The 23,353-nt window shown below is 50.8% G+C and carries 25 protein-coding genes; 3 read left to right on the top strand and 22 right to left on the bottom strand.

All coding sequences use genetic code 11. From position 1 onward, the window contains the following. Positions 1–3: 3 nt before the first annotated feature. Positions 4–396: a winged helix-turn-helix transcriptional regulator gene (locus EV294_RS18575; protein WP_132309423.1), complete on the bottom strand. Its 393-nt coding sequence runs from the start codon at positions 394–396 to the stop codon at positions 4–6. Positions 397–567: 171 nt separating this feature from the next. Here EV294_RS18575 and EV294_RS18570 point away from each other — a divergent pair, with 171 nt between their 5' ends. Beyond that, positions 568–1,110: an NAD(P)H-dependent oxidoreductase gene (locus EV294_RS18570; protein WP_132309421.1), complete on the top strand. Its 543-nt coding sequence runs from the start codon at positions 568–570 to the stop codon at positions 1,108–1,110. On the opposite strand, the gene EV294_RS18565 is transcribed toward EV294_RS18570, so the two are convergent. From EV294_RS18565 to EV294_RS18550, 4 genes are all read right to left on the bottom strand, one after another. Then, a complete protein-coding gene (locus tag EV294_RS18565) occupies positions 1,111–2,202 on the bottom strand; it encodes a GerAB/ArcD/ProY family transporter (protein WP_132309419.1) in 1,092 nt (363 codons plus the stop codon). Beyond that, positions 2,199–3,362, bottom strand: a complete 1,164-nt coding sequence (locus EV294_RS18560; protein WP_132309417.1) for a Ger(x)C family spore germination protein — start codon at positions 3,360–3,362, stop codon at positions 2,199–2,201. Before EV294_RS18560 ends, EV294_RS18565 begins: the two co-directional genes overlap by 4 nt. Further along, positions 3,359–4,756, bottom strand: a complete 1,398-nt coding sequence (locus EV294_RS18555) for a spore germination protein (RefSeq protein WP_132309415.1) — start codon at positions 4,754–4,756, stop codon at positions 3,359–3,361. Before EV294_RS18555 ends, EV294_RS18560 begins: the two co-directional genes overlap by 4 nt. 126 nt (positions 4,757–4,882) lie before the next feature. After that, complete coding sequence (locus tag EV294_RS18550) at positions 4,883–5,599, bottom strand: RNA polymerase sigma factor (RefSeq protein ID WP_132309413.1); 717 nt, start codon at positions 5,597–5,599, stop codon at positions 4,883–4,885. 173 nt (positions 5,600–5,772) lie between these two features. Between EV294_RS18550 and clpP the strand changes: the two genes are divergently transcribed. Continuing rightward, entirely contained in the window at positions 5,773–6,357 is a 585-nt protein-coding gene (gene clpP, locus EV294_RS18545) for an ATP-dependent Clp endopeptidase proteolytic subunit ClpP (protein WP_132309411.1), read from the top strand. 53 nt (positions 6,358–6,410) lie between these two features. Here the strand turns inward: clpP and EV294_RS18540 are convergent, their stop codons facing one another. From EV294_RS18540 to EV294_RS18475, 14 genes are all read right to left on the bottom strand, one after another. After that, positions 6,411–7,649 carry a hypothetical protein gene (locus EV294_RS18540; protein WP_132309409.1) on the bottom strand — a complete coding sequence of 413 codons (1,239 nt, stop codon included), beginning with the start codon at positions 7,647–7,649 and terminating at the stop codon, positions 6,411–6,413. 73 nt (positions 7,650–7,722) lie between these two features. Beyond that, complete coding sequence (locus tag EV294_RS18535; RefSeq protein ID WP_132309407.1) at positions 7,723–8,091, bottom strand: YrdB family protein; 369 nt, start codon at positions 8,089–8,091, stop codon at positions 7,723–7,725. A 125-nt stretch (positions 8,092–8,216) separates the two neighbouring features. Then, positions 8,217–8,516 (bottom strand): spore coat protein, encoded by a 300-nt coding sequence (locus tag EV294_RS18530; RefSeq protein WP_132309405.1) that lies wholly within the window; start codon positions 8,514–8,516, stop codon positions 8,217–8,219. Next, entirely contained in the window at positions 8,513–8,722 is a 210-nt protein-coding gene (locus tag EV294_RS18525) for a hypothetical protein (protein ID WP_132309403.1), read from the bottom strand. Before EV294_RS18525 ends, EV294_RS18530 begins: the two co-directional genes overlap by 4 nt. 26 nt (positions 8,723–8,748) lie before the next feature. Further along, on the bottom strand, positions 8,749–9,885 hold the full coding sequence (locus EV294_RS18520) for a zinc-dependent alcohol dehydrogenase (protein ID WP_132309401.1): 1,137 nt from the start codon (positions 9,883–9,885) through the stop codon (positions 8,749–8,751). Further along, a complete protein-coding gene (locus EV294_RS18515; RefSeq protein ID WP_132309833.1) occupies positions 9,882–10,274 on the bottom strand; it encodes a spore coat protein in 393 nt (130 codons plus the stop codon). The genes EV294_RS18520 and EV294_RS18515 overlap by 4 nt, the downstream gene beginning before the upstream one ends. Positions 10,275–10,291: 17 nt before the next feature. Beyond that, positions 10,292–10,540 (bottom strand): spore gernimation protein GerQ, encoded by a 249-nt coding sequence (locus tag EV294_RS18510; RefSeq protein WP_132309399.1) that lies wholly within the window; start codon positions 10,538–10,540, stop codon positions 10,292–10,294. 367 nt (positions 10,541–10,907) lie between these two features. Continuing rightward, positions 10,908–11,717, bottom strand: coding sequence for an HAD family hydrolase (locus EV294_RS18505; protein ID WP_132309397.1), 810 nt, complete (start codon positions 11,715–11,717; stop codon positions 10,908–10,910). Beyond that, positions 11,710–12,486 carry a DeoR/GlpR family DNA-binding transcription regulator gene (locus tag EV294_RS18500; protein WP_132309395.1) on the bottom strand — a complete coding sequence of 259 codons (777 nt, stop codon included), beginning with the start codon at positions 12,484–12,486 and terminating at the stop codon, positions 11,710–11,712. The genes EV294_RS18505 and EV294_RS18500 overlap by 8 nt, the downstream gene beginning before the upstream one ends. Before the next feature lie 304 nt (positions 12,487–12,790). Further along, positions 12,791–13,690, bottom strand: coding sequence for an SDR family oxidoreductase (locus EV294_RS18495; RefSeq protein WP_132309393.1), 900 nt, complete (start codon positions 13,688–13,690; stop codon positions 12,791–12,793). Positions 13,691–13,808: 118 nt separating this feature from the next. Beyond that, on the bottom strand, positions 13,809–14,591 hold the full coding sequence (locus tag EV294_RS18490) for an ABC transporter ATP-binding protein (RefSeq protein ID WP_132309391.1): 783 nt from the start codon (positions 14,589–14,591) through the stop codon (positions 13,809–13,811). A 68-nt stretch (positions 14,592–14,659) separates the two neighbouring features. Then, positions 14,660–15,310 carry a response regulator transcription factor gene (locus tag EV294_RS18485; RefSeq protein ID WP_132309389.1) on the bottom strand — a complete coding sequence of 217 codons (651 nt, stop codon included), beginning with the start codon at positions 15,308–15,310 and terminating at the stop codon, positions 14,660–14,662. Positions 15,311–15,428: 118 nt separating this feature from the next. Beyond that, on the bottom strand, positions 15,429–16,409 hold the full coding sequence (locus EV294_RS18480; protein WP_132309387.1) for an aldo/keto reductase: 981 nt from the start codon (positions 16,407–16,409) through the stop codon (positions 15,429–15,431). Between the two features lie 95 nt (positions 16,410–16,504). Beyond that, positions 16,505–16,987, bottom strand: coding sequence for a tetratricopeptide repeat protein (locus tag EV294_RS18475; protein WP_132309385.1), 483 nt, complete (start codon positions 16,985–16,987; stop codon positions 16,505–16,507). A 110-nt stretch (positions 16,988–17,097) separates the two neighbouring features. Here EV294_RS18475 and spoVB point away from each other — a divergent pair, with 110 nt between their 5' ends. Beyond that, positions 17,098–18,645, top strand: coding sequence for a stage V sporulation protein B (gene spoVB / locus EV294_RS18470; RefSeq protein ID WP_132309383.1), 1,548 nt, complete (start codon positions 17,098–17,100; stop codon positions 18,643–18,645). Positions 18,646–18,706: 61 nt separating this feature from the next. On the opposite strand, the gene EV294_RS18465 is transcribed toward spoVB, so the two are convergent. Genes EV294_RS18465 through EV294_RS18455 form a run of 3 tightly spaced genes read right to left on the bottom strand, consistent with a single transcriptional unit; the run spans position 18,707 to position 23,328 of the window. Next, positions 18,707–19,933 carry a VWA domain-containing protein gene (locus tag EV294_RS18465; RefSeq protein ID WP_132309381.1) on the bottom strand — a complete coding sequence of 409 codons (1,227 nt, stop codon included), beginning with the start codon at positions 19,931–19,933 and terminating at the stop codon, positions 18,707–18,709. A gap of 3 nt (positions 19,934–19,936) precedes the next feature. Beyond that, positions 19,937–22,276, bottom strand: a complete 2,340-nt coding sequence (locus EV294_RS18460) for a DUF5682 family protein (RefSeq protein ID WP_132309379.1) — start codon at positions 22,274–22,276, stop codon at positions 19,937–19,939. Next, a complete protein-coding gene (locus EV294_RS18455) occupies positions 22,234–23,328 on the bottom strand; it encodes an ATP-binding protein (RefSeq protein ID WP_132309377.1) in 1,095 nt (364 codons plus the stop codon). Before EV294_RS18455 ends, EV294_RS18460 begins: the two co-directional genes overlap by 43 nt. Between the last annotated feature and the right edge of the window lie 25 nt (positions 23,329–23,353).

Raw genomic sequence — 23,353 nt, 5'->3', positions numbered from 1 at the left:
CCGTCAGGTATCCGCTTGAGACAAATAAGGGGCAGGTTCCTTCCGCTGCTCTTCCCCATGCTGTTTCATAAAGTTCAAATGCTTGAAGCCCCATCCGCACATATCGGTCAAAACGGAACCAAGAGACCCGCCATGGTCGGATAATTGGTACTCCACTTTGGGAGGCACCTCCTGATATACCTTCCGCACGATTAGTCCGTCCCTCTCCATTTCCCGAAGCTGGCTGGTCAGCATCCCTTGCGTGACGTTCGGCAGCATCCGCCGCAGTTCTCCGAACCTCTTCGTACCTTCGTATAACAAAATAAACAAGATTAACGGCTTCCACTTCCCGCCTATAACCTGAAGGGTCGCAAGGATTCCTTCCGTGGAGGCAGGCCTTTGGCTGTCCTTGCTCATCGTTCTCCTCCGTCCCTCGTAGCTCTCAGATCGATGTATTTATTATAGCAGAGCCCTCAGCAGCGGCAAGATAGTACGGTAAACCGTACTAAGTACGGAAAAAGAGCGTACTTTTCAGTTCAGTCATATTGCTTAATAATGGGGATACTTCAACTCGAAAGGAAGATTCCCATGAAAATTTTGGTTATCGCAGCCCATCCCGACCTGAACAACTCCCGGGCCAACAAAGCTTTATTGCAGGGGCTGAATAAGAATAATGATGCCATCCATATTCGCAAGCTGTATGAGCTGTATCCGGATTGGAACGTGGATACGGAGAAGGAGCAAGCGCTCCTGCTGCAGTATGACCGGATTGTGCTGCAATTCCCCTTCTACTGGTACAGCTGCCCGCCACTATTGAAGAAGTGGTTCGACGACGTAATGAAGCCGGGATGGGCATATGGTCCGGGAGGGAACCGGCTGGTTGGCAAAGAGTTTCTTATCGCCACGACAACGGGCGGTTCCGATAAGTCCTATCGCTCAGGCGGAGACAATCAATTCACAATCAGCGAGCTACTGCGTCCGATGGAGCGCACCGTAACCAAGTGCAAGGGTACCTATCTCCCTGCGTTCGTATGCTACAATGCGAATGCGTTAACGTATGAAGGGCTCGAACGGGAAGCGAATCGTTACGCGGAGCATATTCGAACCCTTATGCCCGTGCTTGCCCATTAATCAGGAGGCTGCAACCATTCGTTTACGGATCATGCCGGCAAGCAGGAATAGGATTGGAAAGCCCACGACAAAGATCGGGAAGATATACTTGATCCAAACGAAGTTCGCGTAATCGAGCAATCCGAATACATTGGCCGGGATCAAGGTTGCCGCGAAAATGACGGGAGCCGTAAACGCGATCAGCTTCCGCCATTTTTTTACGCCTAATATTTGAGCTGTGCCGTAACTATTGATGAACAGATAGATGGACAGCTTAACGAATACGCTGAAGATCCAAATAAACACGATCCACACATCCATATTTTGAATGAAATCCAGGTAATTTATAAACCGCACCATGCTGAAATACGGGAAATATAAGGTTGATCCGATTTGAACGCCAAAGGTGGAAACAACCATGATGGCCGTAATAATCGCCAAGACAGACGGGATGCAGATCGCCAATAACACAGGCCTCTGAATGTTTTTCGGATTAGCGACAAAAGGGATCAGCATCATAATCATCATGGACTCCCCCAGGAACGACGCATTCACGAAGGATCCCTTCAAGATGGACATCGCTCCCGTATCCGTAAATACAGGAAGCATAAGCGATAAATGCAGATTGGGGATATTGAATACGAAAGTAATCAATATCCCCAGCAGAAGCAGCGGGCCCGCCATCTCGCTGAAACGGGCGATTGCCTCAACGCTTCCCGCCCAGGTGATATAGATCATTGCCGTCATCATCAGGGCGGAAATCATCCATATCGGGGTATCATGGAACAGAACCTGCTTGATGAACAAGGAGAAGATTCGCAGGATATCCGCGCAGACCGAATACCACATCAGAATGTACAATAGGCCGATCAGCTTTCCGATCCATTTGCCGAATAGAGTCTGTGCGAATTCCACCAAGGTCTGGTCGGCATGCCGCTGACTAACTCGTATTAAGATCCAAGTCAATGCGATCCCTATAATTCCCGCTAAGGCAAACGAGATCCATGCGTCCTGTCCGGCAATCTCTATGGTAGGAGATACCGTAAGCCATATACTCATGGATATCTCCAGCGTTGTGAGGATCCAAAACAGTTGCCAAGATGAAATCTTCACTCTCTTGCTCCTATTCTAGGGATGCGCTTGCGAATATCCCCCGTGCTCTGAATTTTAATGCCGACATCGACGGCTACTTCCACGGTCGGGAAAATGTTGTCCCATTGGTCTTTCAGCTTTTTCCATTTCTTCGGATGTTCCCGGTGAAACTCTTCGCCAAAGCCGAATACGTCTTGACCGTAAGTCGTTTGTATTTTCCTGATTGTATCCTCGATTTGCTTTGCCTTGATCTCATTAAACTTCCGTTCCGTATGAATACGCTGGGCGGATACGGAAAGATCGATAGGCGTATTGTTTTCCACAACCCTGGCATTCCCTTTCAATTTCACGTAGACCTTAAGCTTATCCCCTTCGATTGCGGTGCGGAACGTTCTTCTTAGATTGGATACATACAAGGAGATGCTGCCTTCCCCGGTATCTTCCGATACATACTGGTTTTTGAGCACGCCTTTTACCCAAAACAGCTCGAGAGACTCCCTGTCCCGGACTTTCCCGACCATTTTCAAATCCTTGTTGAAGATCGCGACGGCCCTTACTTCAAAGATTTTGTTTTCCTCCAGCTTGTTCATTGGAGCGATATCGATCATCGGTATCGAAGGGCGGATGCCGTCTCTTCCCGCATCCAACAGCAAATCCCGCAAGGACGTATCTCCGAGCCGGCAATAACGGTCTTGATGCACCGCAACGATCGCCGAGAACTGGTTAAAGGGACTGTTAATCGTTAAAGCATCCTTGCCCTTTCCATCGTTGACCACGAAAATATCGGTTCTCATGCGGGTGTCGGGATTCCGGGTAAACTGATCCATGATATCGACCAGCCCTTTATGGGCCAGTTTTTCCCCGATGAATATCGACCTGCGGTGTCCAAGGAAAATGCGCCGGGGCAGCTTTTCCTGGATTTGTTGAATCAAATCGACAATGGATGTGCCCGTTGCCGATATGACGATATTGGCCCTCTCCCCTTTCCCCCCGCTGCCCTTCATCGTTTTGAACTCGGCGGGAATCGCGATTTGAGCGCTTTTCTCCAGCTTCCCCGAGTCCGTCAAATCCAGAGCGGTACCGATCCAAAAGGCGTATTCGTTAATTTCGTTCCTGTCCCAGCAGCCCGTGAGCAGCAGCGAGCAAAGTGAACAAACGATAAAACACCGTATTTTTTTCATTTTCTGCGTGGCGCCGGAACGAAACGTTTGTTCATGCGTACCAGCGTATCCTTCCAAAAAGTGGGCCAGATTGGAGCCGTGGGTTTTAAGTAAGGGGTTCCGAAGGACTTCAGCGTAACAAGATGTATCGCAATAAACATGATTCCGATGGCAACGCCGTACAATCCGAGAAACCCGCCTAGGATCAATAACGGAAACCGGAGAATCCGGAAAGGCAAAGCGAGGCTATAGCTCGGGAAGGCGAACGAGGCAATTCCCGTGCCCGCTACAATCATGACGATGGGGGCCGAAATAAAGCCTGCCTGCACCGCAGCCTCCCCAATGACCAGCGCGCCTACGATACTGACGGCCGAGCCGATTGCCTTGGGTAACCGAAGCCCGGCTTCCCTAAGGCCCTCAAACATAATTTCCATGAGCAGGGTTTCAATCACGGTTGGAAACGGAATTCCTTCCCTGGCTGCCGAGATGCTAAGCATGAGATTAAGCGGAATCATTTGCGGATGAAAGGTGGTAAGGGCCACGTACAAGGATGGAAGCAGACATGACATGACGGCTAGCAGCATCCGCAGCATTCGGACCGCCGACACGTACAGGAAACGCTCGTAATGATCCTCTGCCGCTTGGAAGCCCGACCAAAACGTCATGGGAAGAATAAGCGCATTCGGAGAACCGTCTACAATAATCGAGACTTTCCCTTCCAGCAGGCTGGAGGACACGGTATCCGGACGCTCCGTGTTTCGAATTTGGGGAAACAAGGATAACGATTTATCCTCGATATACTCCTCGATATAACTGGAGTCCAGCAATTGGTTCGTGCGGAAGGAAGCTAGTCTCCTTCTCACCTCTTGCAGCAGCTCCGGCTTTGCGCAATCCTCGATGTAAGCAACAACAAACTCCGTATTGGACAGCTCTCCGGCTTGATAGCTTTCGAATTTCAGTTTCGAATGACTGATTTTTCTCCGGATCATGCTTAGATTCGTTTTTAAATCCTCCGTGAACCCTTCCCTCGGACCGCGAATGGAAGCTTCATTGGAGGGCTCATCGATGGAACGCTGCTTAAAGGAGGTCAAATCAGCGATATACGCAATAGGCAACCCGTTCATAAAAATGGCCGTACAGCCTTTAAGCACTTTGGCGACAATCTGCGAATAGCTGTTCACGCTCGTATATTGCGTCAGTCGGCTAAAGTCGTCGTTCATCATGCAGGTAGAGATAATCTTCTCTAATTTGGCCGTATCCGTCAATTCGTCTATATATACAAGAAGAATGCCCGGACGGTCAGGTAGATTCAAAGGCCGAAACACGATATCCGCGCAGTGATGGAAGATGTTACGAAGCACGTTCTCGTTGTCTTTTAGGCTCGCGCTCACATTCACCGGCTTAAACGGCTCCATAACAATTGCCACTCCCTTCCTGTTGTCGTGGATATTTTTTACGGATTCGGATTGCCTTATTCGTAACAAAAAAAGAAGCACGGCCATAACGGCCGTGCTTCTTCATGCTTACCTATTTCAATTTCGTTAAGATGCGAGCTGCATGGACGGTACGGAGCGGCCGCGGGGAGCTTGGTTCGAGGCTGCCCGGACTCTCCTGCTTTGCAGGACCGCAAGCGCAGGGGCAGGCTCCAGATCCCCTTGCTGCACAAGGGTCAGCATCGCGTCAATATCGCCGCCTTCATAAGCGATGGCAAGCGTTCGCAAGACCTCCCGCAGTCCTTCGTCCTTTGGAGCTGGCAGCGTGCCTGCCTCGACAGCCTGCCTGATCGGCGGCAATGCGGCGCGGGCCCGGTGCAAAGCCGCTTTGACCGCACCAGTTGTTAGACCTAAGCGCAATGCCGTCTCCTGAGCCGAATACCCGATGACGTCCCGCAGCAGGAAGACCGTTCGTTGAAGCGGAGACAGAAAAGTCAGAAGAGCCTGCATAATCAGCTCCGTTCCGATCCGACTCTCCTGCGTCATGGCTTGATGCTCTGCCAAGCTTCGGATTGAATCCATCATCCGCGAATGGGTCGATTGCCTTCTTACCCGGTCAATCCAAGTATTGCGGGCAATTCGGAGCAAATAAGCTTCAGGATTGGCATGCTCCGGCAGCTGCGCCGAATCCATAGCCTTAACCCACGTGTCCTGAGACAAATCTTCCGCTTCCGCCCGAGATTTGGTTAAAGACAGGCAATAGCGGCTAAGCACTCCCTGCAGCCGTTCCAGCTCTATATTTTTCTTTTCCATCGTTGCTTCCATCGTATCGGACACCTCCGCTCTTTCCTATTATACGCATCCTTAATTCAGTAAACGAGCGAAGACTCGAAAAAGATACGCCCTAATCAAATTAATTTTGTTACGTATCTTTTCGCCTTCTCTTTTCGTTTGCCGAATGCAAGACATCAAACAAACAAAGGAGTGAGGGATTAACGATGAGCAGCTTTATCCCCTATGTTGTTGAACAATCCAATCGCGGAGAACGTTCCTACGATATTTATTCCCGGCTACTGAAGGACCGGATTATCTTCCTTGGTTCAGCGATTGACGACCAGGTAGCGAACAGTATCGTCGCACAGCTCTTATTTCTGGCCGCCGAGGATCCGGATAAGGAAATCAGCTTGTACATTAACTCTCCCGGCGGCTCTACAACGGCAGGCTTTGCGATCTATGACACCATGCAGTATATAAAACCCGAGGTTCATACGATTTGCGTTGGAATGGCAGCCTCCTTTGCGGCTATTCTGCTTCTAAGCGGAGCCAAGGGCAAGCGATTTGCTCTGCCCAGCAGCGAGATCATGATCCACCAGCCTCATGGCGGCGCACAAGGCCAAGCCAGCGATATCGCGATCAGCGCGAAACGAATCCTCGATACGAGAGCCCGCTTGAATCGGATCGCCGCCGACCGTACGGGCCAACCGCTTGAGAAAATCGAGAAGGACATGGACCGCGATTATTTCCTCTCCGCCCAGGAAGCTCTTGACTACGGGATAATCGACCAGGTTGTCCATTCGGTTTAGGACAAAAATAAGAAGGCTGCTTTATGTGGCAGCCTTCTTATTTTCGACTTGGTTCACCATTCTTCCTTTGCATTCATGCGAGTTAATTCGTCTTGAAGCCCTAGCTTCACCATTACGGATACGACTGCTTCTTTTACCTCATCATCATAGCATCCTATAGCGTTGAAATCGCGTATTAAGGCCATTTTACCTGCAACCGAAGCATGCACTAAATAATCCTCAAGCTCTTCGATACCAAGATCTTCATCTACGTTTAAGCGCTTATGTTCTTTATCCTCGAAGGGCGATAAAGTATTAATTATACCTAGGCTGTCATGCGTTGAAACCAATACGCGCTCTTGTCTCTCCTGCCTGACCCTTTTTGAATAGGTATACGGATTTTCAATTTCCGGTAGTTTTAAAAATTTAACCATGCTTGCCATGACTTCTCGGTTTCTGACCTTATCTTCTTCTGTAGGCAGCCATTCCGGATTGCTTGCTTTAAGCTCGGCCTCTTCTTTCAATACATAATTCTCATATTCATCTGTATTGTCAAACTCAATATAGACCAGCGTACTATCAATCGCTTTTATTCTCAGAAACTCTCTTATATTATGGGCAATGTACTCTACGGCTTCGTCTCCTCCCATGGGGGATACTCGTACGATAGGAGCGTTCTCCAAATCTTCCACCGTACCGAAATCAGTCAAAAAACCATAATGTTCTCCATCTCCGCCCGTATGGCCAAACACGATAACATCGTAAGGCGTTTGGCTGTAAGGGCTATGCTCATTGCTTATGTAAAAACCAACCTCATCCAAAAATACACGGCCTGTTTGGTCCAATTGGAGGCTAAAAGCATTCAATTCGTTCAAGATTGGAGGAGTAGCATATTTACCGTAATTGATTTTCGCGCTTTCTTCCGGGCTAAATTCCTCTGGTTCATATTCATCATTAGCCTGTTCGTTAGTAATAAAGCCGCTCTCCTCTGCAGCCATTTCATCAGTAATTGTTATTGTTGCATTGCGGTTACTAATTACGATTTCTGTATTTGTTACATCGCTTAACCGATTGGAACAAATAAAAATTACTCCATCAATCTTTCGAAGAGAATCCTCCCATTCATCATGCAGCCATGCAATTCGTTTACGCTTAGGTAAGTCCGGACAAACTGCCAGAGCGCCATCCTCTTCTATCCAATAAGTTCTGCCCCATGCGGACAGGATTGAATCGAGATGGAGGAATGATCTTCTTCCGTCATTGAAAGGCGGAAAATCCGTTTTTAGCTCAGAACCATTTACGATTATTCTCAACTGATTTCCTGCTCTCCTATTAATTCTGGGAATCTCTTACTTTATCGTCACATTTGACTGAATAATGAAGGTTCTATTCCTTAGCGGCATCTGCTTTATGCAATTTCACTAGAAATACAGCTGCGATGATAACGATCGCAGCGATTAGAAAAGCAAGCCCGAGCTTTTCATGCCCCGTGGTAAACAAAGCGGCCGATGCGGCCAGGAAAACAACCAGCTTCAGGGCCGTTCTTACGGGGTAGGTGAAGATTGCCACGGATGCTTTTGGCGAAAGAAACATCCCCCACAGAACCGCGAGAACAAGAGGAGTCGCTACTGCCAGTAGAATACTTATCATTTTTACGGACTGCAGCTGATAACCCCAATAACCAAACACGACAAACGCGGCAAGCTCAAGCAGAAAAAAAGCCGCAAGCAAAATGCCCGTTCCCAATCCCTTCATTTACAGTTCCACCCTTCGCGAAAAACGGCTTCCTTGTATTTCCATTCGCTATTGCCATTCTAACACCTATACGTAAAATGGAAACAAAAAAAACCGCAATATGCGGTTTTTCATCCTCATTAAGCTTATAGAGTTGGCGCTTTTAAGGATAGATCAATATTCTGAAGATCCAGCTGGAACTGCCCTTTAATATCCCAAGGCTGATACCATTGCTTCTCAAGCATAAAGGCCAAGATCCGATCATGCGTATCTATAGCCTCCTCCAGCTGTCTTAATAAGACTTCCTTAACCTCTGGCGTTCCGGCTTCCGTTATCGCAAAGGCATAGTTTCTTACGCCGCTTTTCGCGGAGTTCAGAAAATCCATGGCAATCACCTGATCCGTGAGCGTGTTCATGCCGGTCAGAAACTCCATGATTGGATTCATGCCTCTACCCCCTTCTCCACCGCGCTGGACAGAATACGTCCTAACTCCTCAAGCTGGCGGCTGGAGGTGATGACATCCTGCATCAGAATCTCTTTCAGAACAGGATCCGAGACTAATCCTTTCATCGTCTTGGACTTGGTCAAGCTGACGGCCTTGAATCCGGCAATCTCGTGGATTTCCAACGTTTCGTGCAAACCGTATCCCATCTGTCTGCTACCCCTTTCAAGCCTTGCTATGGCTTCAATACGACTTTGATGCAATTATCCTGACGCGTGTCGAACAGCTCGTAGCCTTTCTTAGCTTCGCTAAGCGGCATCACATGCGTAACCACGTCGCCGGGATCCACCTCTCCCGTATCGATTAGCTCATACATATAAGGCATATAATGAATAACCGGTGCTTGCCCCGTGCGGAGATTCACGTTTCTTTGAAAAATATCCCCTAGCGGGAACCCGTTATATCGGCCTCCGTATACGCCGGTTACTTGAATCGTTCCGCCTTTGCGCACGGCTTGCGAAGCGATAACCAATCCGCCCATTGCTCCGCCTTGCAGCTTTAGTCCGGATGCCAGGGCTTCAAGCGGCGACATCTTGCCGCTCATTCCGGTGCAATCGATAACGACGTCGGCTCCTCCCTTGGTCATCTCCTTCAGGTTATTGCCAATATTCAAATCCGATTCGGCATTTACGATTTCGACTTTATTGGTCCGTTTGGCATGCTGAAGCCGGTAATCCAGATAATCCACGGCAATGACGCGGGAAGCGCCTTTGAACCAGGCAAACTTCTGAGCTATTAATCCCACCGGTCCGCAGCCGATCACGATAACGGTGTCCCCTTTTTTCACTCCCGCATTATCTACGCTCCAGTATGCCGTTGTCATCGCATCCGCGATCAGACAGAGCTTCTCGTCTGGCTGCTCGCAGTTTTCAGGAATTTTGAAATGCGTAAAGTTAGCAAAAGGAACCCTTAAGTATTCGGCTTGCCCGCCCGGATAGCCGCCGGTAGTACCCGAGTATCCGAAATAGGAGCCCATATCGCCATGCTCGTTCGCGTTGTCGCATTGGCTTTCAAGCTGGTTTTTGCAGTAAAAGCATTCCCCGCAGGCAATCGTAAACGGGATGATGACGCGATCGCCTTTTTTCAAATTGGCAACACCGGGTCCCACTTCTTCAACGATCCCCATCGGTTCATGGCCGATAACGTAATCTTCCCCGAGATTCGGAATCATTCCGTGAAACAGATGCAAATCCGATCCGCAAATAGCGGTAGTCGTCAGCCGTATAATCGCATCGTCAGCCTTCTGAATTTTAGGGTCCGGCACTTCTTTGACATGGACGTTTTTGATGCCCTGGTAAGTGACTGCCTTCATGCGAAATGCCCCCCGATATGCTCGTCCGGCGTCCGGTCAAACATGCCTTTGCGAGTGTGATCATCCGGAAACAGCTTCTGTTCCGCAATCTCCATGGTATTCTTGGCCGACAGCTGATCCAGCTTGTATTGCTCGGACAGTTCGTAGGGATGAAACCATTTTTTGCGGATCATGAGTTCCGTCAATTCCTGATGCATGGCAATGCCCTGCAAAAGCTGTGCCCGAAGTAAAGACCGCACATCCGGCGAGACCGTTTCCGTAATGGCGACTGCCGTATTGCGGACTCCTTCCTTGACTCGAATCAGAAAATCAACCGCAAACGTCATGTCCGCCATTTCCGGCATATTTAGCGACTTTGCGGGATCCAAATAATCCGTCTTGTAATCCATCAATCGTCATCCCCCCTTCAATTTAAAATGGGTGTCGGCCTTACATCCGGTACGAGAGCGCGAAAAGGAGCTCTTGCGTATACCGCTTGCAAATCGGCTATAGCCTGCATTGTCTGCTGGACATCCTTTTCCATCAAATCCCTGAGCTCTTGGTCGAATACTAAACCTTGCATAAGCTTCGATTTTGCCAGAGCCAAAGTTTTTAAGTTAAGTGCTTCGTGAATTTCCAGCGATTCATGTGCTGCTAATCGTTGTTGTTTATCCATTCATCCACCTATTCCAAAAAATTAATGACAAGCCAATTTTATGTTGCTTCCGGGTTTATGTTCTTATTCAACGCGCCCTTTCTGATGTACAACCGGCATGCATGCGGTAATTTAACCGGAGAAGAGTCTCCCGATTATCATGGAGATCCAAAATAAAATAACGGCCAGGCTTGCGTTAGAGGCAGGAATGGAAAATGGTTTGGAGAGGAGCGACGGCAGGAAATTGATAAGGCTTATTTCCAGACCTATGCAGAGGAATACGAAGCCGATAAAATAAATGAACGTAACTAAGGGAAACGGAGATCCAGGCGGCTCATCGTGATCGCAGCTTGATCGTTAATCTCCGGCAAATAAGTGCCTAAGGCCGTTAGTTCGCGACTGACATGGTATTATAGGCAAGGATTTGATCGATAGCTTCAGCAACGGAATGTACAATCGTGCTCGCCTGCCCGCGGATTTCATCATGGCTTTCGGCCATGGCAAAGCTATGCGGCGTTAAGGCAAACATCGAAAGGTCGTTAAACGAGTCTCCGATACATGCGATTTCATCCGGCGCAATGCCCAATTCCCGAATGAGGAGCGATATCCCCGTGCCTTTGGAGACGTGAAGCGGCATAATGTCCAAACAATCCTTATCGCTGATAAAAGTCTCAATCTGCCCGGGAAATTGGCGGTTTAACCGTGCTTCCAGCCTGATCAGCTCGGCTAACTCTCCGAAGCAAGCGAGCTTGCTGCAACGAAATACCTCATTCGCCAGAGCATCTTCCAGATTGTTATGAACGGAGCTTTCGGACATAATACGCTTCTCATAGGAGCGGGAAACTTCATTATGCACCCGCGCATAATAAGAGTCATCCGTACAATGAACGAAGCTGATGAATTCCTCGCGAGGGACGGCTTGAAGCAATTGCAGGGATAAATCGGGAGCAAAATCCTTCGCGCCAAGCAGACGCCGGTTATTTAGCCGGACGGTTGCTCCGTTCTGACCAACCGCATGATATTTATTCGGGAAAGGCCGCATAATGATAGTAATCTCGGCATTCATCCGGCCGGATGCGATGCATAAATCAAGACCGCTATCAAAGGCTTTTCTTACCGCGCGGCGGTCCCGCTCGTTAATCTGCTTGCCTTGATCAAGCAGCGTGCCGTCCAAATCGCTGACAATAAGTTTAATCATCCAAATCCTCCTCCGTTACGACGCGAAGTTCCACACGATGCTCCGCAAGCTTCTCCATCATGTCCCGGTCAGGATGCTGATCCGTAATCAGGAGATCAATGGCGTCCAAACCTCCGATTTTATAAAACATCTGTTCGCCGAATTTCGTATGGTCTGCCAACAAAATAACTTGGTTCGCTTTCTTGATCATCTCGCGTTTGACTGCCCCATCCTCCACATCGGGATAGGATAAACCGTTTGCCGTAATTCCGCATGCGCCAAGGAATAATTTATCCACCTGGTAATTGGCCAGGTTATCGATCGTCGCTTGACCGAACAGGAAGCGATGTTTGATATTTAACTCGCCGCCCAGCAAATACGTCCTAACGGCATTTTTCCGCGATAAGGCATCTGCAATGTCAATGGAATTCGTAACGGCAACCACTCTTTCAGCCGTAATGTGCTCGGCGGTGAACTGTACGGTCGTTGAAGCGTCCATCATAATATAGTCGCCGTCTTTTACGATCGATGCGGCAAGGCGTCCGATATCGCGCTTGACGTCGGACTCCTTGACAAGCCGGTCTTTGTACTCGAATACTTCCATAGACTTCTTAGGCAAAACCGCTCCCCCATGCGTTCGGAGAATAAGACCAAGCTCCTCCATCCTCAGCAGATCCCGGCGTGCCGTATCGCGGGATACGTCGAATTTTTGGCACATGTCCTTTATATCGATCCGCTTATGCTCATTGAGATGCTCCATTATGGCGTTGATTCGTTCTTCCTGAAACATAACCTCTTTACCACCTCTTCCGGATTTTCTCAAACAATTAAGTCGTTGTGCAACATTATATAAGCCATTGTATGCCTCAATCATCATTAATGCAACAAATTAATGAAATTAAACGACAATGACTTAAATATGCGCAAAAGAAAAGACAACAGCCGATGGTTCGGCGGTTGCCTTTCTCCATTATGTAAGCTTCAACTCATCAAAACCTAGACATTAATGATCTTCCTGTGTATTAAACTTATGACGCTTATCAAGGCTAAACACATAGGAGGATATTTTTTCCTGTTCACTCGGCTTTGTCACGTTAGGTCACAATCGAACCGCCATTAACGAAGTATACTTGTCCCGATATGTAGGATGAATCGTCGGATGCCAGCAGCACGTAAGTTGGCGCTAGCTCGAACGGCTGCCCCGGACGTCTTAAGGGAACGTCCGTAGCGAAGGTCGTGATCTCCTCTGCCGTAAATGCCGAAGGGATTAACGGTGTCCAGGTTGGACCCGGCGCAACGGCGTTTACCCGTATTCCCTTCTCTGCCAGCTGCAGCGATAAGGAGCGCGTAAACGAGACGATAGCCCCTTTGGTAGCGGTATAATCGACCGTATTCGCCATTCCCGAAAATGCCGTATCCGACGTTGTATTAATAATCTTGCTTCCCGCGCGTAGATGGGGCAAGGCTGCTTTGGTCATATCGAAAAAAGAGATAATATTCGTCTGGAAGGTATTCATCAGCTGTTCCCGCGTAATTTCCAGGATGCTTTTCTTATGAAACTGGACGCCATGATTGTTTACCAGAATATTTAATTTTCCGAATGTCTTTATCGCAGTATCTACAACCTTCTTGCAATTCTCTTCAATCCGTAAATCGATAGGCATCATTACGCAGCTGCGTCCAAGCCCCGTGATCATCTGTTTGGTTTCTTCCGCATCCCGATGCTCATCCAAATAAGGAATAACGAGATCCGCCCCTTCCTTGGCAAAAGCGATAGCGACGGCCCTGCCAATTCCGCTGTCTCCACCGGATATGATGGCCACCTTATCCTGGAGCTTCCCGCTACCTTTATAATACGGGTTATCCGACAAGGGGCGCGGGGTCATCGGATATTCAAATCCCGGATGGCGGTTCTGATGCTGCGGCGGAAAGACGAGCGGCACATTGGCGCACTGCTGCTTCCAGCCGATATAGGGATAATAGAGATAAGACATGATTTCACCTCTCCGAAATAAACTTCCTGTCTCCATCTTATTCTTCAGCATCAAATAGATGCCGGACGGTATCCTGTAGCCAATGCGAAAAGCCGCACTCCCTGTGCGGCTTTCATGATTATTCCGTTAACTTTATGGCATTCTCATCCGCTAGGTCGTCCTTCGTGAAATCACAGGGCTTCAAATAGACAATCTCATCGGCCAGACCCGCAATATATTTCTCATCGCTCACGGGGATGATCACTGAAGCACCGGAGTCTCTAAGGATGCCAAGCAGCTTTCTCCCAAGCTGCCCAAGGATATAGAAGAGTCCATGGGGTTCGATCCAAGGGACGCAATAGAGCTGTTTTTGAAAAGCATAGCCAATCGCCAGGGAAGCTCTCCATCGTTCGCCGCTGTTGAATGCAAGAGGGCGATGAATTTTGCCTTGATAGCGCTTTGGTTTATCCAAGCCGGTTAATTCGAACATCCCGGCGATTTGCCCCAAGGTCAGCGGATTCCCGCTCCGCTTGATTCCCTCTGCAATCTGGTCGGCAACCGACCGTACTTTTTTTAATTTCCATGTAAGAGGACCGGGATAGGTTTTGAAGCTGCGATACGGAAACTCGGCGACCCCTTCGCCTACATAACAAGAAATACGCTTTAAGACTTCATTATTAACGGGATCGTCATCCAAGGTTACGATCGAGTGGGACATATCCAGACATTCCGACAACAGTTCTTCTTTTCCGGCCAAAAAATAACTGAGAAGCCAGCCTCCGCTGCCCATGGATCCAACTAAACCATAAATTTTGCCGGGTTCAATGGTAAGATTGAAATCCCGAATGGAGTCGATCATCGAATACTGATGGAAAAGCGTTGGCGTCGAGGTGCTGTTTAAGTTCCGGATCTGGATCTTCATAGTTATCCCCACCACCTTTTACCCGAGTGTTATATATTATGCGGTAACCCTTGACGAAAGGACCGAGCTTACTCATCCGGATGCTCCTCCAGACTATACCCTAAGCCCCGGAACGTCTTGATCCGGGTCTCCCCGATCTTCTCCCGCAGACTGCGGATATGGGTATCCACCGTCCGGTCATCCCCGTAGTAGTCGAATCCCCATACTAGATCCAGCAGCATTTTCCTTGGGACGATCTGACCCTTGTTCTGGATGAGATACTTCATGATCTGGAATTCCTTCGAGGTTGCCTGCACATCGTTGCCGTCACGGTATATTTTCTGAGCTTCCATATCCACCACCAGATCGTCTGACCGCAGCTGAGAAGCCCCATTCAACAATTTGCAAGCACGGGCAAGCAGCACTCTCGGATCAAAAGGCTTGGGCACGTAGTCATCCGCACCGGCATTTAGAGCATAAAGCTCCTCTTCCGGTTCGCCTTTCGCCGTCAGGAGCAATACTTTGGTCCGGCTGACCCTTTTGATCTCCTTGCATACCTCTACCCCGTTCACCTTCGGCATCATCCAGTCCAATACGGCAAGATCCACCCGATGCTCGTAAAACAATTCCAGCGCTTCTTCGCCATCCCCGGCTGTCAGCACGTTAAAGCCCTCTTTCATAAAATAGCTTTTTAAAATTTGCAGCATCATCGGCTCGTCATCGGCCAGCAGCAAGTACATACGTCACCCACTCTCCAACTATCAGTCTTGCCCATTCCTCGGCATTGTTTTCCACTATTACCGAATAAAATAGTCACAAAAAAAGCTGGCTCCGATAAGGAACCAGCTTTTTCCCGGCTTACAACGCGCCAACAACGCGGTGAGGAACATACGGTTCCTCCAGATATTTGATCTCTTCCGGCGTTAACGCAAGCTCGATCGATCCGATTGTCTCTTCGAGCTGAGCCATGCTTGTTACGCCGATGATCGGCGCCGTTACCTGTTCTTTTTGCAGCAGCCATGCCAGGGCAACCTGAACGCGTGGAACGCCGCGCCGCTTCGCAATTTCCGCAACACGTTCGGCAATAACGCGGTCCTGCTCGGCGAATGCGTCATATTTCATCTTCTGAGCCTGATCGGTTTCGGAGCGGTGCGTAACGGTACCCCAGTCGCGAACCAATCTTCCGGAGGCAAGAGGACTGTACGGAATGGCGCCAATCTTCTCCTCCTTGAGCAGCGGCATCATCTCGCGTTCTTCCTCCCTGTACATGAGGTTGAGATGATTCTGCATCGCGACGAACCGGGTCCAGCCATTCTGCTCCGCGACATGCAGCGCTTTCTGGAACTGCCAGGCGTACATGGCGGAGGCCCCTATGTATCTTGCTTTGCCTGCTTTCACGACGTCATGCAAAGCCTCCATTGTCTCTTCAATTGGGGTATCGTAGTCCCAGCGGTGAATCTGATACAAATCTACATAGTCTGTTCCCAGTCTCTTCAGGCTGTTATCGATTTCGTTCATAATCGCTTTACGGGAAAGACCCGCGCCGTTCGGGCCCGGCTGCATGCGGAAGAATACCTTCGTTGCAATAACGACCTCATCACGGTTAGCGTAATCCTTCAAGGCGCGACCGACGATTTCTTCGCTTGCTCCGGTAGAGTAAATATTAGCGGTATCAAAAAAATTGATGCCGAGATCAAGTGCTTTCTTAATAATCGGGCGGCTGTTCTCTTCATCCAGAATCCACGGATGATTCCAACGCTCCACTTCACCAAAGCTCATGCAGCCAAGACAAAGGCGGGAAACATCCAAACCCGTATTTCCTAATTTCACGTATTCCATCCATATCCCCTGCTTTCCTTTTCGTCCAACCTATTATCGCACTTGGAGTTAACTCCAAGTCAAGACTGGTCTGGCAAAAATCCCAAATTGCATGCCTAGTCCCATCTCTGGTCTAATTTATCCGCATAGAAGAGCAAAGCTTTGCGATAGGATTGAATCCCTTCGTCTTGGCTCGTCTCCGCCAGCTGCTTCAGCAGGATCTCCATTGCGGCTCCATGCTCCCGAAGATTATAAAGCACCATTGCGTAGAACACCTGAAACTCCCGGTTATCCGGATATTCGCTTATCGCTTCCCGGAATACGGATTGCGCCTCAGCGTACATTCCCAATGTGCGGCAAGTGCTCCCCCATCCCAAATAAGCGCCTTGCCGATCCTCGCCGCTAAGGCCAAGCTCTATGGATTTTTGATAATAAGGGACGGCTTCCCTCTCCAGTCCCATCGTATCATGCACCCATGCGCATTGATAACAGACGGACGGATTAGCGGGATATCGTTCAACCAACGCCAGCAGCATCAATCTGGATTCCTCTAGTTGTCCCGATTCTCTTAATTGTACGGCGATCTCCAATTCATTCAAGGTTACAGCTCCTTCCAAAAAAGCCTCCCGCCATGCAAGCAGCTTGTTCGCATGCTTTTCCAATCGGTGAATACACTTAAGTATTCAAGCGTTTTTTTCGGGAGGAAAGTATGGCACATCCTAAATCATCGTTCGTAAAAGGTACGTTAGTCTTGTCGGCCGCCGCTTTCATCAACCGGATCCTCGGTTTTATCAGCGGCATGTACATCGCCCGCGCGTTAGGCGCGGAAGGCATTGGCCTTCTTATGATGGCGCATCCTCTTGTTCCGCTGGTCATAACGATTACGGAGCTGGGACTTCCGGTTGCCATCTCCAAGCTGGTCGCCGAAGCCAACGAACAGGGCGACCGCGCCAAGATCAGGCGGATTCTGAATGTCTCACTTGCGATCACATCCGTACTCAGCATTTCGCTGACGACGTTCTCGCTTATTTTTTCGGAATGGATTTCATCGATTCTGTTAAGCGACCAGAGAGCTTATCTAGCCATGCTGGCGATTACGCCGATTGCTCCGATTGTAGCAATCTCCGCCGTCTTGAAGGGCTATTTCCGCGGCATGCAGCAGATGAAGGCAATTGCCGCATCCGATGTCCTTGAGCATACGGTGCAAATTGCCTGCGTTTTGGCGCTTGTCCATTTACTGCTGCCCTATGGCGTTGCTTATGCGGCCGCGGGCGCCATGGCCGCTTCCGTCATTAGCGAGATGATCAGCCTTCTCTTCCTGGCAGCCAGCTACAAGCTATACGGCGAGCGGAAGGCGGCGGGAGAAACGTGGAAAAACCATCTCAAGCACGGAAGAAGCACGCTTAACGAGCTGCTTAATCTGGGACTGCCAACGGCGGGCCAAGGCGTTATACATTCGTTATACAGCGCCTTTCAGCCTCTGCTGATTACGACTAGTCTTGCGATGGCCGGCATCGGCACGGCTATGGCGACCAAGCAGTTTGGTTTGCTGGCCGGCTACACATTCCCGCTGCTTTTTATGCCCAGCTTCATAACCAATTCTCTATCAACTGCACTAGTTCCTGCCATCAGCGAAGCGGCGGTCAGCAAGAACACGCTGCTCATTCACGAACGAATGAATCAGGCGATGATTGTAGGTCTCCTAATTGGAGCTCCGGCAACCGTTATTTTATTTCAGTGGGCAACGCCGCTAACCTCCGTAATATACGGGGCTCCCGATGCGGGAATGCTGCTTCAGATCCTGGCTCCGATGTTTTTCTTTCATTATTTTGACGCGCCGCTGCATGCCATTCTTCTGGGGCTTGGCCGGACGAACGCCGCATTGTGGAACTTTATCATCTCCACCGCCTTCAAAGCCGTCTCCATCTTTGTGTTTGGCAGCCAATTCGGCATTGTTGGGGTTGCGTTTGGCATCGGGATTGGCATGGTTCTGCAGATGATGCTTAATTTCTTCTCGATCTCCAGCTCGATCGGCTTCTATTGGCCGGCAGAGCCCTACATTAAGGTAGGCTTGTGCATGGTGCTCATGGCTCTCTTCGGACGCTGGTCCATGGCATTCTTCACCTACGAAGGATGGCCGATGTTATGGAGCATGGTTGCCTCCATTGCCCTTTCCACGCTCTTCTATTTCATAACCCTTATGTTAACCAACACCATTAATTGGAAAAGCTTTCGACGCGCGATACCGCTGCCGTAATCGATTTGGTTAAGCACAAAAAAAAGCCTGCAGTCCGTCTGCAGGCTTTTTTCCTATACGTTTAATTCCCTTTCGCGGATTGCCCCATCCGGTCGGCAAGCTTCTGCAGGTCCATTCCTCTCAAAGCGCCCTCGATCAGCTCCGCCAATTTATCCGGCGTGCAGCCAAAGCAAGGAATGCCGTATTGCGCCAGCTTCTTCGCGACCGATTCGTCATAGGACGGCACGCCGTCATCCGACAGCGCGAGCAGACAGACGGTTTTTACGCCGGACTCATGCATCTCCTTCAACCGCCGGATCATCTCGGTCCGGTTGCCGCCTTCATACAGGTCGGAGACAAGAATAAAGATCGATTTCTTCGGCTCGGTTATAAACGGCTCGCAGTATTGGAGCGATTTATTGATGTCGGTTCCGCCTCCAAGCTGAATGCCGAACAGCATATCCACCGGGTCGTGGGCGCATTGCTCGCTTAGATCCACCACCTCGGTATCAAAGGCCACCACCTTTGTCTCCAAAGAAGGCATGCTCGCAAAGATGGACCCAACAAGCGACGCGTAAATAACGGAGCTTGCCATCGAGCCGCTTTGGTCGATATCGAGAATGACGGTCCATTCCTTGCTTTTCCGAGCGCGGTCGAAGAAATAGACCTTCTCGGGGATAAGCAGCCGGCGCTCCTGATCGTAATGCTTCAGGTTTTTGCGGATCGTGGCCCCCCAATCGAGACCGCTTAAAGAAGGCAGCGGAGAATGCTGCCTCCGGTTCAAAGCGCCGGTAACCGCACGGGTAAGATCCTGCTCGAGGCGTTTCATGATATCGTCCACCACTTCCCGAACGAGTGCCCGCGCGGTCTCTTTCGTACGCTCCGGAATTTGGCCGCGAAGCGACATTAAGGTGGCGACCATTCCGATATCGGGCTTAACCTGGGACAGCAGCTCGGGTTCGAATAACAGCTGGGTGAGCCCCTTGCGTTCTACGGCATCGGCTTGAATGACGGAAACCACATCCGGCGGAAAAAAATGCCGCACATCGCCAAGCCATTTAGCCAGCTTGGGAGAAGAGGCACCAAGACCGGCAGAGCGGGATCTGGATGCATGGCCGTTACCCTGGCCGCTAAGCCCGGCTCCTCCTTCCCCTTCGTAAATTGCCGCCAGGGCTTCATCCATCAGCAGATCCTCATCGCTTAAAAGAGGCCTTCCTTGCAGACCTCCCGCTCCCTGCAGCTTTTGTTCGGCAGAAGCTCCCAATATAAGCCTCCAGCGTCTGACTTGTTCCGGATCCATTGTCGTCATAGGCTATATATCTCCAAAGTCAAAGTCGTTAAGTTCATCCAGCTGCTCCTTTTCATCGTCGTTAAGCGGACGTTGAAGGGCCTCGCCGGTTGGTTCCGCGCCGCTTCCCCACAAATCGCCCAGCAGCTCGGCAATTGCCGCTTTTTCCCTAGGTTCGAAGCCGCCGAACGCGCGCCGCAAAAACACAAGCGAGCGCTTAAACGGCTCTTCCTCAAGCGAATTCACGTATTCATCCAGCTGTCGCCATAAATAATCCCTCGACAACAACGCGTAACGGTTGCGCATCGACATGCCTTCGAACCAGCCGGAACCGATGTCCGCCGGAATACCGGGCGACAGACGGCGCGATACCTCCCTCGCGCATTCCTCTTCGCCCGCTTCATTCTTCTCTAGCACGATCGCAAAGGCAAACCCGGACAGCTTTGCGTTGCGGTCATCCCGGGCCGCAAGCTCCTTGAGCCTATTCATCCAAAGCGCCCCGTCCACGAGCTGGTAATGCTCTTCCGCCGCCGCATTCATCGCTTGAATAGCGGTCACCATCCCTGCCGCCGCATCGTCATTGCAGCCTGCCGCATCCTGCAGCATAAGGGTACCGCGCAGAAACAGCTGCTGCATAAGGGGCTCCAAGGTCTCCGTCTCGATCCGGCGAATGGAGCCGTACTGCAGCAGAACGGACAGCTCTTGAACCGTTTCGGCAATTTGCTCGAAACTTCCGGCTTCAACGGCCAGCCGCTGCAAAACGCCGGTCGCCTGCCCCATCACCTGCGGCAGCCCGCATTCGCAGGATTTGCGGATCAGCTTCGCTGCCTCGGCGATGTTCGCGCAGGCCAGCAGCTCTTCATGAATAACATAAGCGGCTGCAAGCTCTACCGTTTCGCCTTTCAGGGTGGATTCCACAGTCTCGATCTCGGCTTCCGGCGACCATTGAAGCACCCAATGCTCCGCCCAAGTCGCATCCGTCTGACTGACCCGCTGCTTGCGGGCGAATCGGATTCCCAGCACGGCCAGCCGGTGCAGGAAAATAGAACGATTCAAATCAAGGAATGCGGATTCCTCGGATTTCACCCGCCTGTTTTCCCGCAGATCCAGCTCCAGACCGGAGGCAACAAGCGTCTTGTATTTGTCCAGCTTCAGCCGCTTGAGCTCGCGGTTCAAATCATCCTGCACGGGAGTCTGGCTGACGCCTTCCGGCAAGCTGCCGATCACCGTTCCGATATCGACTCTCGCAAGCGCTTCTGCGACAGACGAGAATTCCCCAAAGCCAAAAAGCACGGTGGCCGCGTCCCGCAGATCCTTCCAGGTCGGCAGCACGCCATCATGCATAAACGCCAGCGCATCTGCCATTCTCACTGCCTCGATGACCGAAGCCGTCGAACGCCAGGTTCCTTGCTCCCGCATTTGCTTGGCAACGGAGGACAGATATAAGGCCGGCAATTCCTTCATTTTCCCTTGCTTCATGCATTGCCACAGCAGCGAATAATAAGCAGGCGCCTGATTGCCTGCCCCATAGCCGGAATGCGAGGATAATTTATAGAAGGAATAAGGCATTAAGGTCATCTTGGATGGTACCCGTGGCAGCTTTTTAATCTCGGCATCCGTCATCGCCGGCAGCTCTAAGTTCAGCGCCGAGGTATGATGGGCGCCGCTGACCACAACGATTTTATCCGGCTCGTGTCCGGCTGTAATGGTATCTTGAATTTTACGCCGCATGAAGGCTTCCCGAATCTCGTTATAGGCGTAGCCTCGCGGTGTCAGCTTCTGCTCCTCCTGATCCGTCAGCTCGCGCATCTCATGCGCATACGCACGGATTGCGCTGCGGTAAGCGTCCGGCTGTAGACGATGCTCGAAATGCCGCTCCCAATACGCCTCGTAATCCGGTTCGCCGGACAGCTCGGCTATCCTGCTATAAAGATCCGCAGGAGGGGCGGCTTCCGTCAAGCTGCCATCCGACAGATCCGGTACCGCATCCCTTCTCGCGTCGGCAAGGGCAAGAGATACCTCCGTCGGCAAATCGATAAACTCCGAATGACAATTATGGTTTCTGGCCCATAACAAGGCCTGATATTCCGGGGAATAGTCGGCAAACGGATACAGCAGCGTACGCACGGGCAGCCGGTCCGTATAAGCCAGCATGGCCACCGGCGGGACTACGCCGCGGGCGGTCAGCTGCTCGGCAAGAATACCCGCGTCGCTTGGACCCTCGATTAATACCGCAGTCGGCTTTACCTCCCCGAGCAGGGCGAGGAGATGATAGGAGCCTGCCGGCGATAAGTGCCTGATGCCGAAATAATGCGGTCCGCTCAACCGTTCATCTCCGCGCACGCGTTGTACAGGCTTCGCCATGACGCCCCCCGTTTTTTCATCACGTTATCGAGATATTCCTTCCACACCTGCTGATCCTTCGTATCATCCTTCACGATGGCCCCTTGCAGCCCGGCTGCGATATCCTCGTCAGTCAGTTCGCCGGTGCCGAAGCTTCCGGCAAGCGCCATGCTGCCCGTAAGCAGTGAGATCGCTTCGGCCGTTGATATAACGCCGCTTGGCGACTTTACCTTCTCTTTGCCGTCAAGCGTCAGGCCGCTGCGAAGCTCGCGGAAAATCGTAACGACCTTGCGGATCGCCTCGTCATCCGGCTGCGATGCGCGCAGCTCGTAGTTCGTCGATATTTCGCTTACCCGGCGGCGCACGATATCGATCTCGGTATCCAGACTTGAAGGTGCCGGCAGCACCAGAATATTAAAGCGGCGCTTCAAAGCAGCCGACATCTCGTTAACGCCGCGGTCCCTTGTATTAGCCGTAGCAATAATGGAGAAGCCGCGTTCGGCGGGAACTTCTCTGCCAAGCTCGGGAATGGCTATCGTCTTCTCCGACAGGATGGAAATCAAAGCGTCCTGCACTTCGGAAGCGCAGCGGGAAATCTCCTCAAAGCGGGCGATTCCTCCGCCTTCCATGGCACGAAGAATCGGGCTTCGGATGAGCGCTTGGTCCGACGGGCCTTGCGCAAGCAGAAGCGCATAGTTCCAGGAGTAACGGACATGCTCCTCGCTCGTGCCTGCCGTGCCCTGCACAACCTTGGAAGAGTCGCCGTGGATCGCGGCGGTCAGATTTTCCGACAGCCATGATTTTGCCGTTCCCGGCTCGCCGATCAAGAGCAGCGCCCGGTCTGTCAAAAGAGTTGCTATAGCCATTTCGACGAGCCGTTTATTGCCGATATATTTCGGAGTAATCGTGGTCTCGCCCGCCTGGCCGCCGGTAATAAAGGTTAGCACTGCTTTAGGCGACAGCTGCCAGCCCGCCGGCTTCTCGTTATTCTTATCGGCGGCTTTCAGCGCTTCAAGCTCATGCGCATACAGCTGCTCCGCCGGTAATCTCAATACATTTTGTTTTTGATCCATGCCCATACTCCCTTTCCACTCTCCC

Origin of the sequence: Paenibacillus sp. BK033 (assembly GCF_004345425.1) — a bacterium.
Lineage (GTDB): Bacteria > Bacillota > Bacilli > Paenibacillales > Paenibacillaceae > Pristimantibacillus.
This window is presented reverse-complemented; position numbering and strand designations above follow the sequence as displayed.

Excerpts from the sequence above, each read along its gene's own strand:
- EV294_RS18550 (WP_132309413.1), bottom strand. The coding sequence starts at position 5,599 with ATGGAAGCAACGATGGAAAAGAAAAATATAGAGCTGGAACGGCTGCAG.
- EV294_RS18495 (WP_132309393.1), bottom strand. The coding sequence starts at position 13,690 with ATGTCTTATCTCTATTATCCCTATATCGGCTGGAAGCAGCAGTGCGCC.
- EV294_RS18530 (WP_132309405.1), bottom strand. The coding sequence starts at position 8,516 with ATGAATCCAATCATGGAGTTTCTGACCGGCATGAACACGCTCACGGAT.
- EV294_RS18505 (WP_132309397.1), bottom strand. The coding sequence starts at position 11,717 with ATGATTAAACTTATTGTCAGCGATTTGGACGGCACGCTGCTTGATCAA.
- EV294_RS18520 (WP_132309401.1), bottom strand. The coding sequence starts at position 9,885 with ATGAAGGCAGTCACTTACCAGGGCATCAAAAACGTCCATGTCAAAGAA.
- EV294_RS18480 (WP_132309387.1), bottom strand. The coding sequence starts at position 16,409 with ATGGAATACGTGAAATTAGGAAATACGGGTTTGGATGTTTCCCGCCTT.
- EV294_RS18535 (WP_132309407.1), bottom strand. The coding sequence starts at position 8,091 with ATGAAGGGATTGGGAACGGGCATTTTGCTTGCGGCTTTTTTTCTGCTT.
- EV294_RS18510 (WP_132309399.1), bottom strand. The coding sequence starts at position 10,540 with ATGGATAAACAACAACGATTAGCAGCACATGAATCGCTGGAAATTCAC.
- EV294_RS18525 (WP_132309403.1), bottom strand. The coding sequence starts at position 8,722 with ATGGGATACGGTTTGCACGAAACGTTGGAAATCCACGAGATTGCCGGA.
- EV294_RS18555 (WP_132309415.1), bottom strand. The coding sequence starts at position 4,756 with ATGGAGCCGTTTAAGCCGGTGAATGTGAGCGCGAGCCTAAAAGACAAC.
- EV294_RS18460 (WP_132309379.1), bottom strand. The coding sequence starts at position 22,276 with ATGGCGAAGCCTGTACAACGCGTGCGCGGAGATGAACGGTTGAGCGGA.
- EV294_RS18455 (WP_132309377.1), bottom strand. The coding sequence starts at position 23,328 with ATGGATCAAAAACAAAATGTATTGAGATTACCGGCGGAGCAGCTGTAT.
- clpP (WP_132309411.1), top strand. The coding sequence starts at position 5,773 with ATGAGCAGCTTTATCCCCTATGTTGTTGAACAATCCAATCGCGGAGAA.
- EV294_RS18465 (WP_132309381.1), bottom strand. The coding sequence starts at position 19,933 with ATGACGACAATGGATCCGGAACAAGTCAGACGCTGGAGGCTTATATTG.
- EV294_RS18490 (WP_132309391.1), bottom strand. The coding sequence starts at position 14,591 with ATGAAGATCCAGATCCGGAACTTAAACAGCACCTCGACGCCAACGCTT.
- EV294_RS18570 (WP_132309421.1), top strand. The coding sequence starts at position 568 with ATGAAAATTTTGGTTATCGCAGCCCATCCCGACCTGAACAACTCCCGG.
- EV294_RS18485 (WP_132309389.1), bottom strand. The coding sequence starts at position 15,310 with ATGTACTTGCTGCTGGCCGATGACGAGCCGATGATGCTGCAAATTTTA.
- spoVB (WP_132309383.1), top strand. The coding sequence starts at position 17,098 with ATGGCACATCCTAAATCATCGTTCGTAAAAGGTACGTTAGTCTTGTCG.
- EV294_RS18560 (WP_132309417.1), bottom strand. The coding sequence starts at position 3,362 with ATGAAAAAAATACGGTGTTTTATCGTTTGTTCACTTTGCTCGCTGCTG.
- EV294_RS18515 (WP_132309833.1), bottom strand. The coding sequence starts at position 10,274 with ATGGATTACAAGACGGATTATTTGGATCCCGCAAAGTCGCTAAATATG.
- EV294_RS18500 (WP_132309395.1), bottom strand. The coding sequence starts at position 12,486 with ATGTTTCAGGAAGAACGAATCAACGCCATAATGGAGCATCTCAATGAG.
- EV294_RS18575 (WP_132309423.1), bottom strand. The coding sequence starts at position 396 with ATGAGCAAGGACAGCCAAAGGCCTGCCTCCACGGAAGGAATCCTTGCG.